17 protein-coding genes and 1 pseudogene are annotated in these 17,435 nt (G+C 41.8%); 2 read left to right on the plus strand and 16 right to left on the minus strand.

Features of this window, described 5'->3' with window-relative positions; genetic code table 11:
• Positions 1–364: 364 nt before the first annotated feature.
• From FYJ84_RS13390 to FYJ84_RS14510, 7 genes are all read right to left on the minus strand, one after another.
• Positions 365–703 carry a TnpV protein gene (locus FYJ84_RS13390; protein WP_154408102.1) on the minus strand — a complete coding sequence of 113 codons (339 nt, stop codon included), beginning with the start codon at positions 701–703 and terminating at the stop codon, positions 365–367.
• A gap of 49 nt (positions 704–752) precedes the next feature.
• Positions 753–1,007, minus strand: coding sequence for a hypothetical protein (locus FYJ84_RS13395; protein ID WP_154408103.1), 255 nt, complete (start codon positions 1,005–1,007; stop codon positions 753–755).
• Positions 1,008–1,019: 12 nt separating this feature from the next.
• A complete protein-coding gene (locus tag FYJ84_RS13400; RefSeq protein WP_154408104.1) occupies positions 1,020–1,601 on the minus strand; it encodes a hypothetical protein in 582 nt (193 codons plus the stop codon).
• 176 nt (positions 1,602–1,777) lie between these two features.
• Positions 1,778–4,906 (minus strand): hypothetical protein, encoded by a 3,129-nt coding sequence (locus FYJ84_RS13405; protein ID WP_154408105.1) that lies wholly within the window; start codon positions 4,904–4,906, stop codon positions 1,778–1,780.
• Positions 4,903–5,976, minus strand: coding sequence for a hypothetical protein (locus FYJ84_RS13410; RefSeq protein WP_154408106.1), 1,074 nt, complete (start codon positions 5,974–5,976; stop codon positions 4,903–4,905). Before FYJ84_RS13410 ends, FYJ84_RS13405 begins: the two co-directional genes overlap by 4 nt.
• Positions 5,977–6,109: 133 nt before the next feature.
• On the minus strand, positions 6,110–6,376 hold the full coding sequence (locus FYJ84_RS13415) for a hypothetical protein (protein ID WP_205764272.1): 267 nt from the start codon (positions 6,374–6,376) through the stop codon (positions 6,110–6,112).
• 32 nt (positions 6,377–6,408) lie between these two features.
• Entirely contained in the window at positions 6,409–6,636 is a 228-nt protein-coding gene (locus tag FYJ84_RS14510) for a hypothetical protein (RefSeq protein WP_205764273.1), read from the minus strand.
• A 587-nt stretch (positions 6,637–7,223) separates the two neighbouring features.
• On the opposite strand from FYJ84_RS14510, the pseudogene FYJ84_RS13430 reads away from it, so the two are divergent.
• Positions 7,224–7,370: pseudogene (locus FYJ84_RS13430) on the plus strand (IS30 family transposase); the annotation flags it as partial.
• Positions 7,371–7,781: 411 nt separating this feature from the next.
• Here the strand turns inward: FYJ84_RS13430 and lysS are convergent.
• The 4 genes from lysS to FYJ84_RS13450 form a co-directional block, all read right to left on the minus strand.
• Positions 7,782–9,683 (minus strand): lysine--tRNA ligase, encoded by a 1,902-nt coding sequence (gene lysS, locus FYJ84_RS13435; RefSeq protein ID WP_154408114.1) that lies wholly within the window; start codon positions 9,681–9,683, stop codon positions 7,782–7,784.
• A 139-nt stretch (positions 9,684–9,822) separates the two neighbouring features.
• On the minus strand, positions 9,823–10,296 hold the full coding sequence (gene greA, locus FYJ84_RS13440) for a transcription elongation factor GreA (RefSeq protein ID WP_154408108.1): 474 nt from the start codon (positions 10,294–10,296) through the stop codon (positions 9,823–9,825).
• 262 nt (positions 10,297–10,558) lie between these two features.
• Entirely contained in the window at positions 10,559–11,059 is a 501-nt protein-coding gene (locus FYJ84_RS13445; protein WP_235901508.1) for a DUF523 domain-containing protein, read from the minus strand.
• 142 nt (positions 11,060–11,201) lie between these two features.
• The gene (locus FYJ84_RS13450) at positions 11,202–11,621 is read right to left on the minus strand and encodes a helix-turn-helix domain-containing protein (RefSeq protein WP_154408109.1); all 420 of its coding nucleotides are present in this window, start codon (positions 11,619–11,621) and stop codon (positions 11,202–11,204) included.
• A gap of 129 nt (positions 11,622–11,750) precedes the next feature.
• On the opposite strand from FYJ84_RS13450, the gene FYJ84_RS13455 reads away from it, so the two are divergent.
• A complete protein-coding gene (locus FYJ84_RS13455) occupies positions 11,751–11,954 on the plus strand; it encodes a hypothetical protein (RefSeq protein ID WP_154408110.1) in 204 nt (67 codons plus the stop codon).
• 73 nt (positions 11,955–12,027) lie between these two features.
• On the opposite strand, the gene FYJ84_RS13460 is transcribed toward FYJ84_RS13455, so the two are convergent.
• Genes FYJ84_RS13460 through rfbF form a run of 5 tightly spaced genes read right to left on the minus strand, consistent with a single transcriptional unit; the run spans position 12,028 to position 17,063 of the window.
• Positions 12,028–12,957: a glycosyltransferase family 2 protein gene (locus FYJ84_RS13460; protein WP_205764274.1), complete on the minus strand. Its 930-nt coding sequence runs from the start codon at positions 12,955–12,957 to the stop codon at positions 12,028–12,030.
• Complete coding sequence (locus tag FYJ84_RS13465) at positions 12,954–13,853, minus strand: NAD-dependent epimerase/dehydratase family protein (protein WP_154408111.1); 900 nt, start codon at positions 13,851–13,853, stop codon at positions 12,954–12,956. The genes FYJ84_RS13460 and FYJ84_RS13465 overlap by 4 nt, the downstream gene beginning before the upstream one ends.
• Before the next feature lie 4 nt (positions 13,854–13,857).
• Positions 13,858–15,198, minus strand: a complete 1,341-nt coding sequence (gene rfbH, locus FYJ84_RS13470) for a lipopolysaccharide biosynthesis protein RfbH (RefSeq protein WP_154408112.1) — start codon at positions 15,196–15,198, stop codon at positions 13,858–13,860.
• Positions 15,198–16,280, minus strand: a complete 1,083-nt coding sequence (rfbG, locus tag FYJ84_RS13475; protein ID WP_328596398.1) for a CDP-glucose 4,6-dehydratase — start codon at positions 16,278–16,280, stop codon at positions 15,198–15,200. The genes rfbH and rfbG overlap by 1 nt, the downstream gene beginning before the upstream one ends.
• 6 nt (positions 16,281–16,286) lie before the next feature.
• Entirely contained in the window at positions 16,287–17,063 is a 777-nt protein-coding gene (gene rfbF, locus FYJ84_RS13480) for a glucose-1-phosphate cytidylyltransferase (RefSeq protein ID WP_154408113.1), read from the minus strand.
• Positions 17,064–17,435: the final 372 nt, after the last annotated feature.

A 17,435-nucleotide genomic window follows, 5' to 3' on the forward strand; every position in this document is an offset into this window, starting at 1 on the left:
GCAAAAGCCGTCTGTACATGGCAAAAATAGTTTTTTTGAAAAAATAAAATACAAACTACTTTATAAGGCAAAAATATGGCAGCGAGTGTGGATAACTCGCTGCCATATTTGTCTACGGTCTGAGCATTTTCCGGAGGAAAATGCTATACTTGCCTGTTAGAGCAAGTACGCCACTTTTGTGTTTTTTAACATTTTTTCTCTATCTTGTGTGGTTTAATCGCATTATAACGGCTTATTTTGTGTTTGTATAACTTTATTTTTAGAATTTTGTGATCAACTAACATTTAAGAAATTATGCCGACCTGTTCCTCAAAGCTCGGAAACAGGCTTAACTGCTGATAGGTTCCCTCCGGCTGTTCGATATTTAACTATAGAGCAGTTCTGTCATCACGATCTCCTCTGCTGAGTGTACGATGCTGTTCATCTTCGCTACCCAGAGTATCTGATTTTCTACTTTCATCTGCTCCGTTATCCCCTCTCTCTCCTCCATCTGTCCGGTCAGAAGCTCCATTCTCTCTAGCATCAACAGGTGTTCCTTCAGCTTCCCGCTCAGAAGAAGTCCCGTATATACTCCGTTCTTGTGTTCCTGTAAAAACTTCTTCCTCATCAGTCCGTACTTCGTCAGTACCTCCTTCGGCTGTTCGTCCATTACTACCATCGGTATCTGATAATCCCCGTTCTTCTCGTATGTCAGATTCATCATATTTACTCCTTTCCCCGCCTTCTCCGGTCTGTGTGATAGATTCTCCGTCTTAGTTTTTGCTTTCGCGCTTTAAAGCATTGTAGCGTCTTTCTATGGTATTTGCAAGTCCTTTTTGAACAGAATTTTCCACTGTGCGGTTCTCTGCTTTCTCCCTCTCATACATCCCGATTGCTTTGCCTATCTCCATCAGGATAGGCTTTGATAAATCGGACACGTTGCTTCCAAGCTGTGACAGCGTTTCCACTGTGTTAAACTCATGGATATAAGGGAAATTTATTTCCTCGGCAAGCTCACTCTCCTCCATGCCACACCGCTTTCAAACGATATAGGCAATGCTGTCGGCAAGGGTTTCCCGTATCCTTACTTCCACGTTCAGCTCGTCCAGTTTCTCTAAAAAGCTCCCTTCCTTTAAGTATTCCATATCCGAAGCAAGCTCCTGATAACAGTCCTCTGCAATCCGTCCGGCAATCTCCCGGATACGTCCCACAACCCCGGCTTCCCTGTCGGTGTCCCCGTAAGTCTTTTCCAGACGGGAAATCACCGCTTCCATGTGTTCCTCACGCATCTCCCAAAGGTTAGGAAAACGTCCAATCCGTCTTGCCTTATGAACATCTGATATGTCAAAGACATATTTCAAACCGGAAAAACTGTCCTCATCAATCAGTGCAATGCCCTTTGCACCTTTGTTTATCCAGCAGTGCATCTTTTCATTCCATATCTCTATGGAAGCACAGGCGGTTGCATCCGGTCTTTGGGCATAGATTAAAAGCTGTTCCTTGAACGGATATTTGTACAGTCCGGAAGCAGTATTTAGGTATCTCCTCCAGTTTTCTTCATTCCGCACGACTTCTTTTGCTGTTTCTTCTGGCAATACGGAAATCAATTTATATTTTCTCATGGTAAACCTCCATTCTTATTTGATTTTCTGCAACAAAAAAGGTGGCTATGGTTCGTTCATGAGCCATTGCCACCAGTGACGGTAAACTTTATTCAATTTTCATTTGCTCCTTTCTTTGCTTGACATGTTTTATATATAAAAAAATACACTTAAGATTTCTCCTAAGTGCACTTTCTCTATTGCTTATTTTCCATTTGTTGATAATTGCCAACAATTTCATCATTCTCATCCAAATAAGCAAATGAACTCCACTCACTCCATTTTTGTTCCCAACTATTAGCCCCATTAAAACACTGCTTTTCACCCATGCATGTCCAAAACAGAACAAGTTGATTGTCCTCCAGAAATTTCTTCATATAGTTCAATCTTACAACAGTTCCATCACAGACACCCATTTTAGCCCCATCAAACGCAACTAATTCTTTTTCATCGTTGAAGTAGAAACCATCATATTTGTTTTGCTTCAAATTTAATGATTCCAATATCTGCAGACAAGGTACGGTAAACACAAATGTATCGCCTTTTGAACCATCATATTCTAATTCAAACAACAAATTGATTGTACCAGGCATCACTGACGCAACATATTCAGTTATATCCTCTTTGCTTTCCCATTCCTTTTCTTCATAAACTATCGTAAAATTTCCATCATCATCCCATTTGAAATCTACAGGAACGTTACCCTTATGTTTTATAGGAGTTTGCTCTTTGACAATCTCATATCTTCTCCACTGTCTTTCTTTTAATTCTTCACAACTCGGAGACCAAGGTAATTCTCTATTATATAATCGGCATTCATCTCCATTTTCTGGAAAACTTCTCCCCATAAAATTTGCATTCTGAATATTTGTCCTAAGTGCTTCAAACTCATCTTTTTTTACAAAACTTCCTAATGCCAACTTCCAAATCTTTTTAGCTCCTACTTTTTCCTCAAACGAACTACTACTTAACTGATATAAACGATTTTTTGCTTCCTTATGTTGATAAAGAAACACCCACTTTTTCCCATCAGTATCCGTAATAATCAAATTAGATGTCTGAAAAAAGCAACTTTTTTCATTTATCCATTTTTCAATAGCTTCTTCTAAATGCTCCAAATCCTCACCGAAACTCTCCTCATATGCACATGGTTCAAAATGCGGTAAAAATGGAGGATTTATCATTTTTTCATTTAGTGTAGGATCAAAATCTCTTACACATATCTCCCATGCTCCTTTGTAATTATGAGGTTCTTCTCCATATTCAACTAACGGATGATTGTCTGCAATTCTCGCCAACATGTAATGCATTGTAATCCATTGATATTTTTTTCCTATTCTCTCAATCTTTTTATTATCGTTTCGGCTATAACAATTTCTATTACAATGCTTGTCATATTCGTCAAAATAATCATCTGTATAACCAAGACAATCTCGAATATACTGCATAGAAGCATGATATAAATTCTCTATATCCACCCCTTGGAAGCAACTTGCTGCTGACTGATAAATATACCTTCCAAAGTCTCCATACATACCACCCTGAATGTTATCCGGATACATAGATCTTGCAATTGTATGAAAGCCTCCCCATGTACCCTCCTCATAATATGATTGCTTTTCAACAACTTGGATGTCTGGACTATTATATGGCGGATTTATTTTTGCCAAATCCACCCAATCACTTTCTTCTGGGTATTCATAGCACCATCGTTCTATAATCAAGCGTGCATAATCTCTTAACAAAATATGAGGGTATACCTCATCCTTATCAAAAATAACCTTGTATACATATTTTGCAAGAACTAGAAATTCCTGTTTTTGTTCATTATTTCGCTTTATACAAGCGCCAAAAACAATTCCATATAATCTTTCAATTATATACGGATCATTCACCCCTTCAAATTTCTGTAATAATTTTGTACAATATACTACGTCCTCTTTTAGAATATTAATCATCGCCTGCGATACACGATCTCTTAACGGTCTATTTGAAGTGGTTAAAAACCATGTCAGAAGAATAAGCAACAATTCATAATTTTCCGGTGCTACTTCTTCTTCGCTTTCAAAGAGCTCAATTATCTGAAACACTCTTTCGTATTCAAAAGACAAATGATTAATGAAAGTTGTCCAGCAATAATCTCTTGCTGCTAATGTTTTACTTACTAAATGATTATGCAGGAAATTAACATTTAACGGATGATTTATTTTGGTACTATTTTCAATAAGAACCCTATAAACTTCTTCAGCATCCATCTGGCATCTTGATACAAATGATAAGAAATCATCAATATTAATTGCTTCTCTCTTTCGCCATGAATAGGAGGATAAATAACGTCTAAAAAACTCAGTTTTACCCCACCCTTGTGTTTCTTCAATAATATCAATACACTCGCTATGATATTTCTCAGCATACATTTCACAAATTATTGCAAACAAATTTTCATAACCATAGTTGGTGATTTTATTATCTTTAACATTTAACAAATCACGCTTCAAATAAGCACGTAATTCTTCCTGTGAGGCATATGCTTTTATTATCTTTTTTGCATGTAAAAAATCACGCATTAAATCATAGGTTATGTCATAATGCTCCTCTTCTCCAACGGGAAAAACAGTTAATAAACCACTCCTTACCAGACTATTCAAATATTGTATTTTTGAAATAGTAATTCCATATGTATTCCAAAAATCCAAATTTAACAGTATTCTTTTTTCTATTGTCCTATTTCCACTAGAAATAAAATACTCCATCAGCTCATCAATTAATGAACCAAGAATTTCATTGTCACCATCAAGCCCTATCGCTTTTTGTGATTCCTCATCCGCTTTTTTTATTAGACTTTCAAATAAATAAAACAAATCAAAATCAGTACCATCGTATACTTTGCAAAACAAAGTAAGAAAAAGCGGATTATTCATCTCCGTCCTAAAAAAGTATGACGGTGAAAAGGATATTCCTGAATAATTCAAAAAATCCTTGGTTGCCCGAACAGATTCATTTTCAAATCCCTTATGTTCTATGCTAATCACTTGTCCGTTAGCAATTCTATTCTGAAACGCATCACTTATTATAAGTTTCTCATACCCATTTCTCATAGATACAATAACTTTTATGTATTGAAATTTATTTACTGCATCTTGTAACTGTATTAAGCCACTCTTCCATATATTTTTTTCACTAGCTTCATTAATTGCATCAACAAACAATACAACAAACCTTTTTTGTTTCTCCGCTATTCGTTCCAGAGCTGACATTAGCTTTTCAAATCCATAATCAAGATTCAATATTTTGGGTATTTGTTCAAGTACGCTATCATTTGTCAAAAATTCACTCCTAATAATAATAATGAGCAAATTTCTTTATCTATCCTGTCTGCAGCATGATATGCCAATGCTTGTGATTTTCCTACTCCTGCGTTACCCTTAAGGATAAGGAATTTACCACTTATAAGTCCTCTATCTAAAACTGATATTGCAAGACCGTCTGGCAATGCCTTCATATTTTCCAATAGTTCAATCTGTTGCTGCCATTTTTGATAATCCTCTTTTTTATCAAAGTCTGTATACTGCTTCCCTTGTTTTTCTTTTAGCTCTTTAGATATTTCGTTTAAATATTCCTTCACAACATCTAATATTTGCACATGCCAACTAAAGGAGTCTTCCATGTTATTTTCTTCTACATCTTGTATTTCATCTATGCTTTGTGTCAAAGCTTCTAAATATCCTTTATATTTTTTATCAACATACCAAAGCTTTTTTACATTTTCTAAAACTGTTTTCTTTTTCTGGTTAATATAGCAAATAGATTCATTACTATGCAAAAATAAATCAATCTTCTGGTCAGCAATGGTATCTACATTAAATTTTTTATTGTACTTCTCTCCCAACGCTTCTAAGCTACTTGCCACTTGATTTCTATACCATTTATCATCTATTGCAGGTACACCGAAAAATGCACTTGCAATCCAACCATGCTCTATAACAATATTTAATATCTCATTATTCGTGATGATCTCTAATTGAATTCTTGCAGCACTCAAAACAGCTACTATAGCCTGATACGGCTTTGATGTGGTATTTATATCTTGATTACAGTACAAATATATTATATCCAACTGCCCATTATAATACTTTACTGCCATTTCAGCGGAATGCATAATTTGTGAATAATTCATTTCAGAAAAATACTTCGCCTGAAAACTTACTTTCTTTCCTTTACCATTATCAACTGGTTCAATCTCTATACCTGGATTATTACTATTAGAATGAAAAAAAATATGCGGTTTCTGCAAGACAGTATGCTTGAACAAAATACTACATAATTGTTCAAATGCACCTGTTTTGTCTTGATTATTTTGTTCAAAAGCTGCCCATGTAATGTCTTTAAATTGCATACTATCACCTCAATCCTATTTTTATCAATGTATATAACCTAAAATATACATTACTATTTTACCACTTTTTCTTTCTTTTTTCTATTAGTAACCGCCAGCGAAATACTTATTGTCCTTTGCCGGCGGTCACATATTATCTGCTAAAATTATTCGCAGAACCCCTGCTCCTCAATGCTTTTTCCAAAATGCAGTTGATCAGTTCCTCCAGCTCCACGTTGTTAATCTCACTGACAACGATCAGCTTTGCAAGGGTATCCTTCGGAACAGATACCGCATAACGCTCCTCATCTGCTCGAAGCTCATGGACACAGATGCCAAGTCTCTCTGCAATCTTGCACATAACACCAAGCTCCGGCTCCTTAACCCCTGCCATAATGTCAAGGATTGTTTTCTCCGGCACACTGGAAATTCTGGAAAGCTCCGAATCCCGATTTATTCCTCTTTCATCACATTTAATAACTTATCTCCTGTTGTATACATATCCCACTCATCTTTCTTCTCCGCAAGTTTCTCCTTTACTGAAACACGCTCATGGCGGTTATCTCTTTTTTTCTCTTTTTGCTTGGCACGATCCTCTGCCCGGTCACTGCGGAACAGTTCATGTTCTTTGGCATCATACTCATACACATGATCCTGATGTTGTATAAATAAAGTTGACACCTTATTCTCAAGGATTTCATAGTATAATCAAGTGAATAAGGAGGTGCCCAAACTATGGCACGAAGTCAACGTAAGTACGATCATGAATACAAGGTTCAGGCAGTGAAGCTTGCACGTGAAATTGGTGGCGCTAAAGCAGCCAAAGAATTAGGTTGATGTTGTCAATATTGGTTGACACATTTTACTCAAGGGATTCATGGACTATGCTGCAAGCTGGAGAGAATCGTAGTATCTCTGTCGCTTGATCATTGGAGGAAGACCACCATTGGCGGTACAGATCCTACGATTGTTCCAGTAACTGATGAAGTATCTCCAGATCATAACTTTAAGTTCCTCCACCGTCAAATCCTCAGTGTTGCCCTGTCGTAGAGCAGTTCACTCTTCAGACGAGCCCACATGCTTTTGCATTTTGCATTATCATGGCAACGTCCACCAGCACTATTCATACTCTGAACGATGCCATATTTGAGAGTTCACTGGTATACTGTGTCCCGCGATCAGAATGAAGAATTGCCCCACGGATCTCCGGATATGCCATATAAGCATTCTCGACCGTGTGCTGGCAGAGAGTAGCTTTCATGTTTGTCTCCATAGAGCAGCATACGGATGATGATATCCTTGATATGGCAGATACTCTTAATCAGCGTCCACGCCGTATTTCGGACTATCATAGTCCAGCAGAGTTGTTTGAAGCATTCCTTGATGAAGTCTACGCTATTGATAATATTTCTTGATTAGAAAAATGTTCAATTTCAACTTGCAATTTACGAATCTAAAAAAGTCAAATTCTTATATTTTCTGATTAGGATTGTATTTTTATCCTTTCAGTATATAATAAAAATGTGATTGAGCAACACGAAATATCCAATAATAGTGTGAGGAAGTATATCTAAGGTCAAACTCCGCATACGTTTCTCCCTTGATAGTCTCAAGCTGGATGATGATGTACTGAACATTCCACTGTTCATGGAAGACCAGACTGACAGATTGAGCGGGTTAGTATTGGAACTTTCTCAAAACAAAAAACACCACCTATCTGCATATTCATACAAATAGGCGGTATTATACATTACAATATTCCTAACAGTATTCTTAGCAAAGCCAGACCTAGCTTTGCTAAGTTTTATTTTCTTACAAGCTTATTTTTAATACAGCTTTGCGCCAGCAGGGATATTATCAGAAACCATTAAAAGGTTCAGCTTTTCTTCCCCATCATACTCGCACACTGCACTAAGCAGCATGCCGCAGGATTCGATGCCCATCATGGCACGCGGCGGCAGGTTCACGATAGCTACCAGCGTCTTGCCAATCAGCTCCTCCGGCTCGTAGTAAGCGTGAATACCGCTCAAGATAGTGCGGTCAGTGCCGGTACCATCATCCAAAGTGAACTGCAGCAGCTTCTTGGACTTCTTCACAGCCTCGCAGGCCTTAACCTTTACCGCACGGAAGTCGGACTTGGAGAATGTCTCAAAATCAACGCACTCTTCAAAGAGAGGCTCAACCTTTACCTTGGAGAGATCCAGCTTCTCTACTGGAGCCGCCTCAGCTGCAGGCACATCATTAGTCAGGTTCTTCCTGCCCTCACCAGCCAATGGCTTCATGGTCGGGAACAGCAATACATCACGGATGGATGCACTGTCCGTCAGGAACATAACCAGGCGGTCAATGCCGATGCCCAGGCCGCCCGTTGGCGGCAAGCCATACTCAAGGGCAGTAATGAAGTCACGATCCATCTCATGAGCCTCATCATCACCAGCCTCACGCTGCTTCATCTGGTCAAGGAAGCGTCCCTCCTGGTCAATCGGGTCATTCAGCTCGGTAAAGCCGTTAGCCAGCTCACGGCCATAGATGAAGAACTCAAAGCGGTCGGTAATCATCGGATTTTCAGGATTTCTCTTTGCCAATGGGGAAATCTCAGTTGGATGACCGGTAATAAAGGTCGGCTGGATCAGGGACTCCTCCACCTTTTCCTCAAAAGCTGCATTCAAAATGCCGCCAATGCCAAAACGCTCCTCATAAGGAACGCCAATCTCCTTGGCCATGGCGCGGGCTTCCTCCACAGTCTGGCAGCTGAGGAAATCCTTGCCGGTTGCTTCCTTTACCGCATCATTCATGCTGATGCGCTTTACCTTGGCCAAATCAATCTCAGTGCCCTGATAATTGATGACGGTAGTGCCCAGCACCTTCTGAGCCGCATTCAGCACAATGCCCTCGGTAATATCCATCAAATCGCGATAATCAGCATAAGCCTGATAAATCTCAATAGAAGTAAACTCAGGATTGTGGCGCACATCCATGCCCTCATTGCGGAAAACACGCCCCATCTCATAGACACGCTCCATGCCGCCTACAATCAGCCGCTTCAGATTCAGCTCAGTGGCAATACGCAGGTACATGTCGATATCCAGGGTATTGTGATGAGTGATGAACGGCCTTGCCGCCGCGCCGCCGGCAATAGTCCCCAGCACCGGGGTCTCAACCTCAAGGAAGTCACGCTCATCCAGATAATCACGGATGGACTTCATGATATTGGTACGAGCCACAAAGGTATTCATAACCTCAGGATTCATAATCAAATCCACATAACGCTGGCGATAGCGGATTTCCGTATCCGTCAGGCCGTGGAACTTCTCAGGCAGCGGACGCAGGGACTTGGACAAAAGGTCAAAATCATCCACACGGACAGTAAGCTCGCCCCGGCGGGTACGGAAAACCTTGCCCTTTACACCGATAATATCGCCAATATCCAACAGCTTGAACTGGGAATACTTCTCCTCTCCCAGCACATCCAGCTTGAAATAAATCTGGATGCGGCCGCTGCGGTCCATCAGCACGGAAAAGCTTGCCTTGCCATGGCCGCGGATTGCCATCAGGCGGCCTGCGATAGTAATTTCTTCCTCGCTCTCAGCCTCGCCCTCAAGGTGCTCAAACTGCTCCAGCACCTCATTGGCATGGTGAGAAACCTCAAAACGGTGGCCAAAAGGAGCCACGCCCTTTGCCTCAAAGGCTGCCAGCTTATCCCGGCGCACCTTCAAAAGCTCATTCATATCCTGTTCAACAACAGGCTTGCTCTCATTCTTCTCTGACACTTAAATCTATCTCCTATTGCAGCTATTACAACTATTACAACTAATATAACTATTGTATGCTTTATTATATCATTATATGGCTTACTTATTGTATTGCTTACTGCTTAATCTCCATAATCTGGTACTGAATAATGTTATCACCAACGACAACATCCACCACAGAGCCAACAGGCTGCCCCATAATAGCCAGGCCTACCGGGGACTCATTGGAAATCTTGCCATTATCCGGGTCAGCCTCGGTGGAACCGACAATCATGTAGGTATCAATCTCATCAAACTCAATATCCTTCAGCACAACCTGGCAGCCAAGGGAAACCGTGTTGCTATCAGAGCTTGCCTCGATGATGCGGGCATTCCTGATGCTCTCCTCCAGCTCAAGGATTTCACCCTCCAAAAATGCCTGCTCATTTTTCGCATCATCATACTCGGAGTTCTCGGACAGGTCGCCCAGAGCAATGGCAGCTTTCAGGCGTTCTGCTACCTCTTTTCGCCTTTCTCCCTTCAAATAATCCAGCTTTTCCTGCAATTTTTTAAGACCATCCGCGGTCAGCATTACACTCTTGTCTGCCATTTTGCAAAACTCCTTTTATCATATAATAACAGGCGGCAGCTGCACCAGCTTTATGCAGAAAACTAAACTCTATCTGCCATCAAAACTTCATGCAGAAAACCAAAATCTATCTGCCGTCAAAATCTAATGCAACGTGCCTGCGCTTGTTTTTAGTCACACTGTACTATTATATTTATTTTTCATTGCAATGTCAATCCGTGCCCCACTGCCAAAAGGCAAATATCGGGAAATTTCCCAATATTTGCCAATATTTCCCAATATTTCAGCCCCTGTCTTCCGCAATAAGCCTTTTCAGCAAATCCTCATCAATCTCCTGCTCCGAATACACCTTGATGCCATTTTCCATCAGCAGGGCAGCTGCCACCCCCGCACCTGGTATTTTCTCACCATCAAACCTGCCACTGTAAATCTGCACGTTGCCGCAGGAGGGGCTATTCGCCTTCAAAATGGCAATCTTTACGCTATGCTTCTGAGCCATATCCAGGGCAAGCTTCGCCCCTTGCAGGAAATGCCCCGTTACATCCAGATCTTCCTTATTGCACACCTTTGCCCTGCCAGCCAGCACAGCATGGCCATCGCCCCCCTGCAGCTCCGCCGGAGGCCGCGGAATCGGCAGCTCCCCCAGGCATTCCGGGCAGACTGCCGTCAGATACTGCCTGTACTTCATCAGCAGCTCATGACCATTGTTGCCACCACTATACTTTACGTTATTGCCCAGCAGGCACGACGAAACCAATATCATAATGAACTCACTTTCTTCCATATAATTATGCACCATATCACATCATGCACTATATCACAAAAAATAATTATGCACAGAATCTGGCACATCATTACATCATATTGTATCGCACCAGCAATCCATTGGCAACTACATATATAGAAAGAAAGAGAGAAAGAGCAATTCAGGAATGCTTCGCCTCCTTCTCCACCCTCTGTGCCAGCAGCACTGATTGTTGCAGAAGTCCCCTCAATATTTCTATATTTTCTTTGCTTTCCTGAGAAGCTTCATCCTCATTGGCAGCTTCGCCACTGTCATCCTGCCTATCCTCTTTGCCAGCAGACAGCTGCTCAACAAAATCCTTCAGCTTGCTGGACATACAGCTCTCACGCAAATCCCTGTCACGCTCCAGCAAATAATCAAGGCTCACACCGTAAAAATCTGCAAAATCCAATAACGCTCCCAGCTCCGGCATCCTTCTGCCATGCTCAATCTGGGAAATCGCTGCCGCAGTATAGGATCTGGCATATTTTTCATTATACAAGTGCCGGAACTCTGTCTGCGTCAGCCCACTTTTTATGCGCAAATCTCTAAACCGTGTCATAATAACCTCCTTATATAAAATAAATCATATTTTCTTAGAAAACATATTTCATTTTTTGCTGAAAAAGTGATATAATGTTTGTAGAATGAATAAGACTATCTTCTGCATAACGAAAGCGAGGTAATTGATATGTTTGGCTTTGAATGGAATGAAGAAGAAGAACGGCAGGCCCTGCTTGAATGCGGTGAAGCTCGCGGCAAAACACTTGGCATAAAAATCGGTAAAATTTCAACCATTCGCGACCTGCTCGCTGACGGGCTGGTTACCATGGAGGCTTTAAAGGCTTCTGGGCGTTATTCACCAGATGAATTAGCTGCCATTTCAAAATTATAAGATCGCCAGATGCCTGTTGTATTTGTTTTTATCAACAACAATACAACAGGCATTTTTATTTCTAGTCAATTGCTTAATGAAAATTAATCCGCCGTTCCTCAACAACCAACGGCCTATGCAAACTACGCACACTCACACCTAGCAAATACTCTCCTAACATGCCTATAAAAAACAACTGTATCGCCCCAAGGAAAAACACCCCTATAATTATTGCAGCTGTGCCAATTGGAAAATGATCCCACCAGAACATTTTAAGGAAAAAAGTTCCTGCTGAAATCACCACACACATCAGAGATAATAAGAATCCTACAAATGTAGCCATCCTGATAAATACTTTGGAATATGACGTTATTCCCATCATTGCAACATCATACATCTTGAAAAAATTAAAGCTCGAAGTGCCATGCTCCCTCACAGCCTGAGTATACTGCACCGTAGAAATACTATACCCCAGTTCAGCCACAATCCCTCTCAGATAAGGCATCGGATCATCCAACTCCCTAAGAACCTTGATAAACGAGGCATCATACAGCCCAAAGCCATCAAATTGCTCTATATGCTCAACATCAGAAATTTTCCTGATCAGCTTATAGTAGCAACTACGAATAAAATACATCCACCTGCTTTCCCGGCTATGGCTTTTCATGCCAACCACTACTTTGCTGCCCTTTTCCCATTCAGCAAGAAACTCTTTTATAACTTCCGGCGGATCCTGCATGTCAGCAAAAACTAAAACTGCACAATCCCCATCTGCTGAAATCAGCCCATGATAAACAGACCTGGAAAAGCCAAAATTTCTTGCATTAAAGATAGCTCTTACCCTGTCATCAATCTGGCAAAGTTCTTCAATTACAGTTCTTGTACAATCCGTTGAATAATTATCTATGAAGATTATCTCTAACATGTACGGCAAATCCTTAAATACATTCTTCAGCCTATCATAAATCAAAGAAACATTTTTTTCTTCATTATATGTCGGTACTACTACACTTACCTTCTTCACTGCTTACACCCCATAAACATCCTTATACCATCGTCAAGAGATATATTCTGCCTCCAGCCTGGCAAAACCATCCCCTTATCCCACGGACTCATCACTTCCCGCGGGCGGTACGGCAGCTTTCCCCAGGAAATATTAACCTTTACCTTGCAAATGTTTTCTATTCTGTCCACCAGTTCCCTAAGTGTCATAATTTCCTTTGCCGGAAGAATATAACAGCCATAAACATTGTTGTTTTCCATTAGATGATTGCCTGATACAATAAATCCATCTATCAGGTCATCAATATACAGTAAAGAAATTTTCTGCATCCCCTGAGTTGTTGCCAGCTTTTTCCCACTACGAACAGAATCCCTTATCAAGTTCAACAGTTTCTTTCTATGATCGTCACCCCCGAAACTGTCACAAAGTTCCAGTGTTATCACTTCCAGACCATAAGCATCCTGATAGAATTTAATAATATCCACAAATGCCATCTTACTCGCTGCATAAAGGCATACAGGACTGTACTGGCTCTGGTCATAATGAACCCAGCTGGTTGAAGTATTCACCAATTTCTTACACCCTACCTGTAACATGGCTTCAATTACTTTGGTGCCAAAAATAATATTGCTGCTAAGCATAGGCTGGATAACATCATAGTCATTCGCCGATGATACCATAGCTGCCAAATGATAAACCACATCCGGGCAGGATATGCGAAAAATATCCAATAAGTTATCCGCAACATCATCGTACACATGGATAACAACTCTATCAGATGTTAATTTTCTCAAACGTTCTGTATCGGAAGATTCCCTTACAACTGCATGAACCATCCATCCATTTTCCAGCAAGGCCTTGCAAAGATGCATACCGGTGTAACCAGAAGCACCAGTCACCAAAGCAACATATTTCATAAAATCAACCTCGCACAGCTTCCATAATCACTTTCGCCATATAATCAATCATCTTGTCACTCATACCCGGATATACGCCTACCCAGAATGTATTGCTCATGATGAAATCCGTATTCGGCAGTTCACCTGCAACCCTGTAGCCGTCCGTACCACGCAGCTGGTTGAAGCAAGGATGTTTGATGAGATTGCCGCTGAAAAGCAGCCTCGTCTGCACATTGTGCTCCTCAATGTACCTTGTAACCTGGTTCCTGTCCAAGCCACTCTCAGGCTTTACAGAAATCAAAAAGCCGAACCAGGATGGTACGCTGTTCGCTGCTGGCTCCGGCAAAATCAGCTTGTCCTGCACCGGCTCCAGTGCCCTGCGCAGCCTGTCCCAGTTATGACGGCGCCTTTCAATAAAGGATGGGAACTTCTTCAGCTGCTCGCAGCCGATAGCAGCCTGCATATCAGTCACCTTTAGGTTATAGCCAAAATGGGAATAAACATACTTGTGGTCATATCCCTTTGGCAGCTCGCCATACTGACCGTCAAAACGGTGACCGCAGAAATTATCCCTGCCGGATGGGCAGATGCAATCCCTGCCCCAATCACGGAAAGACAGTATCATGCGATGCAGCAGAGGATTGTCCGTATAAACGCATCCACCTTCACCCATCGTCATGTGATGAGGAGGATAGAAGCTGGAAGTGCCTATATCGCCCCAGGTGCCAGTAAACTTCGTCTGCCCGTCTATGGTATACTTTGTTCCCAGAGCATCACAGTTATCCTCTACCAGCCACAGATTATGCTTATCACAAAAAGCTTTCACCGCTGACAAGTCAAAAGGATTCCCCAGCGTGTGTGCAATCATCACAGCTTTCGTCTTTTCACTATAGGCAGCTTCCAGCATAGATACATCAATGTTATATTGCGGCACAGTAACATCCACAAATACCGGCACTGCCCCATACTGAATTGCAGGAGTTACAGTAGTCGGAAAACCGCAGGCAACAGTAATGACCTCATCCCCCGGCCTGATCTGCCTCTCCCCCAGCTCAGGTGCCGTAAGTGCCATAAAGGCAATCAGATTGGCGGAAGAACCGCTGTTTACCAGATGTGCATACCTGACACCTATCCACTCAGCAAATTCCTTTTCAAACCTGTCAGCGAACCTGCCCGTAGTGAGCCAGAAATCCAAAGCGGCATCCGTCAATGCACACATTTCCTTTTCATCAAATACCCTTGCCGCGTAAGTAATCCGCTCGCCATCTGTATATTCCTTTTTATTTTCCTTGAATTCATGGTAGTACCTTGCTACCATTTCCTTAATCTCATTGCGTGCCTCAGCCTCAGAATTCCACATCATCAAACACTCCTGTTAGTTTCTTTTTTATTAACACAGAGAAACTCTTTTATCTGCCTCTCCATCACATCATTCACATCTTCACCATTCTGCCATGCCTTGGCCCACTCCACGGTCTTTTCAATAGCCGTGTCCAGATTCCAGCGTGGCTTCCAGCCAAATACCGCCTTCAGCTTTGAGCAATCCAGCTTCAGGAAATTCGCTTCATGCGGACCGCCGTCATATTCATCAATCCATTTAAGGCCTGCTCCCCACTTGCTCACAAACAGGTCAACCAGGGCACCTGTCTGGAAGCAATCCACATCATCAGGTCCTACATTGTAGTACCCGGCAAACTTTATATCCTCATACTGCCTTGCCGCAATCATAAGATAGGCAGCCAAAGGCTCCAATACATGCTGGTAAGGACGTGTCGAAAATGGATTCCGCACCACAATATCCTGACCGGCAATGGCAGCTCTTATACAGTCGGGCACAATCCTGTCATGGGCAAAATCACCGCCACCAATGACATTGCCTGCTCTTGCCGTGGAGATTGCCACCCTGCCATCAACAAAAAAGCTGTTCTTATAGGAATGTGTCACCAGCTCGCTGCAGGACTTGCTGTTGGAATAGGGATCAAAGCCATCCAGCTCCTCATTTTCCCTGTAGCCCCAGTGCCATTCCTTGTTAAGATAAACCTTGTCCGTAGTGACATTCAGGAATGACTTCACGCATGAGCTTTTGCGCACGCACTCCAAAATATTAACTGTCCCCATCACATTGGTTTCATAGGTATATACAGGCTCCTTGTAGCTATCACGCACAATAGGCTGGGCAGCCAGATGCAGGACAATTTCCGGCTGCTGTTTTTCAAAAGCCTGCTGCAAGGCTGCCAAATCCCTGATATCACCTATCACTGAATTAATTTCCTGCTCAATGTTAGCCAGCTTAAACAGTGATGGCTCCGTAGGCGGCAGCAGGCTGTAGCCTGTTACCTCCGCCCCAGCCATAGACAGCAGCTTGCAGAGCCAGGAGCCCTTGAAGCCGGTGTGTCCTGTCACCAATACTTTCTTGCCTCTATAAAAACTCAAATCAAAATTCACAGGCTATCACCATACCTTCCAAGGAGCAGTACCGCTTTTCCACATCTTCTCCAAGTCATCCATCTCGCGCTTCGTATCCATGCACTGCCAAAAGCCCTTATGCTGATAGCTCATCAGCTGACCTTCCTTTGCCAATGTCATCAGGGGCTCCTTTTCAAATATACAATTATCCCCCCCTGCGAGATAATCAAACACCTGGGGTTCCAGCACCATATAGCCTGCATTTATCGGTGCACTATCCTTGGCGGACTTTTCCCGGAAAGAACGTACCGCGTTATCACCGCCAATATTAAGAACACCTTTTGATTGATCCAGCATAACAGAGGTGAGTGTAGCTATCCTGCCATGAGACTTATGATAATCAACCAGCTTGGCAATATTTACATCACATACCCCATCACCATAGGTCAGCATAAAAGTTTCATCGCCCACATACTTCTGAATCCGCTTAATGCGCCCGCCTGTCATGGTATCCAGCCCAGTATCCACCACCGTCACCTTCCATGGCTCGGAGTGCTGCTCATGCAGTATCAGCTTGTTGCCCTCCGTCAAATCAAAGGTAACATCGCTAGTATAGATAAAATAATTCTTGAACCATTCCTTGATATAGTGCTGCTTATAGCCTGCACAGATGACAAACTCATTGAAGCCGTAGGCGGAATACTCCTTCATAATGTGCCACAGAATAGGCTTACCGCCTACTTCCACCATCGGCTTTGGCTTAAACTGGGATTCTTCGGATATACGGGTCCCCAAACCACCTGCTAACAAAACTACTTTCATCACAACTCACCCCTGATAGAATCCATAATTACATACACAGAACATAAATAGATATAAACATGCCTTTATGGAAAAAATAAGCCTCTCATAAAATTGCTCAAATAATTCGTATATCTCACAACACAATCAATGCTAGTAGCAAACGGCCAAGAAACAGCTACTATTCCTAATAAGTAACCATATGCGATAACAATAGAAAAGTAATGAGTACCTATTGTGGATTGCAACTTTAGAGCCAATTGTTCTATAATGGTCCCAAGAATTTAGACCAGCACTTTATTTTTTAAGCGTGCATGATATAGTAATTAGTAACGAATGGAGGTTACTATCATGCCGAAAAGGAAATACACTGCTGAATTCAAGAGCAAGATT

Origin of the sequence: Anaerovibrio slackiae (genome assembly GCF_009695585.1) — a bacterium.
Lineage (GTDB): Bacteria > Bacillota > Negativicutes > Selenomonadales > Selenomonadaceae > Anaerovibrio > Anaerovibrio slackiae.

Coding starts and splice junctions, on each gene's coding strand:
- FYJ84_RS13390 (WP_154408102.1), bottom strand. CDS start 703: ATGATGAATCTGACATACGAGAAGAACGGGGATTATCAGATACCGATG.
- FYJ84_RS13395 (WP_154408103.1), bottom strand. CDS start 1,007: ATGGAGGAGAGTGAGCTTGCCGAGGAAATAAATTTCCCTTATATCCAT.
- FYJ84_RS13400 (WP_154408104.1), bottom strand. CDS start 1,601: ATGAGAAAATATAAATTGATTTCCGTATTGCCAGAAGAAACAGCAAAA.
- FYJ84_RS13410 (WP_154408106.1), bottom strand. CDS start 5,976: ATGCAATTTAAAGACATTACATGGGCAGCTTTTGAACAAAATAATCAA.
- lysS (WP_154408114.1), bottom strand. CDS start 9,683: ATGAATGAGCTTTTGAAGGTGCGCCGGGATAAGCTGGCAGCCTTTGAG.
- greA (WP_154408108.1), bottom strand. CDS start 10,296: ATGGCAGACAAGAGTGTAATGCTGACCGCGGATGGTCTTAAAAAATTG.
- FYJ84_RS13445 (WP_235901508.1), bottom strand. CDS start 11,059: ATGGAAGAAAGTGAGTTCATTATGATATTGGTTTCGTCGTGCCTGCTG.
- FYJ84_RS13450 (WP_154408109.1), bottom strand. CDS start 11,621: ATGACACGGTTTAGAGATTTGCGCATAAAAAGTGGGCTGACGCAGACA.
- FYJ84_RS13455 (WP_154408110.1), top strand. CDS start 11,751: ATGTTTGGCTTTGAATGGAATGAAGAAGAAGAACGGCAGGCCCTGCTT.
- FYJ84_RS13465 (WP_154408111.1), bottom strand. CDS start 13,853: ATGAAATATGTTGCTTTGGTGACTGGTGCTTCTGGTTACACCGGTATG.
- rfbH (WP_154408112.1), bottom strand. CDS start 15,198: ATGATGTGGAATTCTGAGGCTGAGGCACGCAATGAGATTAAGGAAATG.
- rfbF (WP_154408113.1), bottom strand. CDS start 17,063: ATGAAAGTAGTTTTGTTAGCAGGTGGTTTGGGGACCCGTATATCCGAA.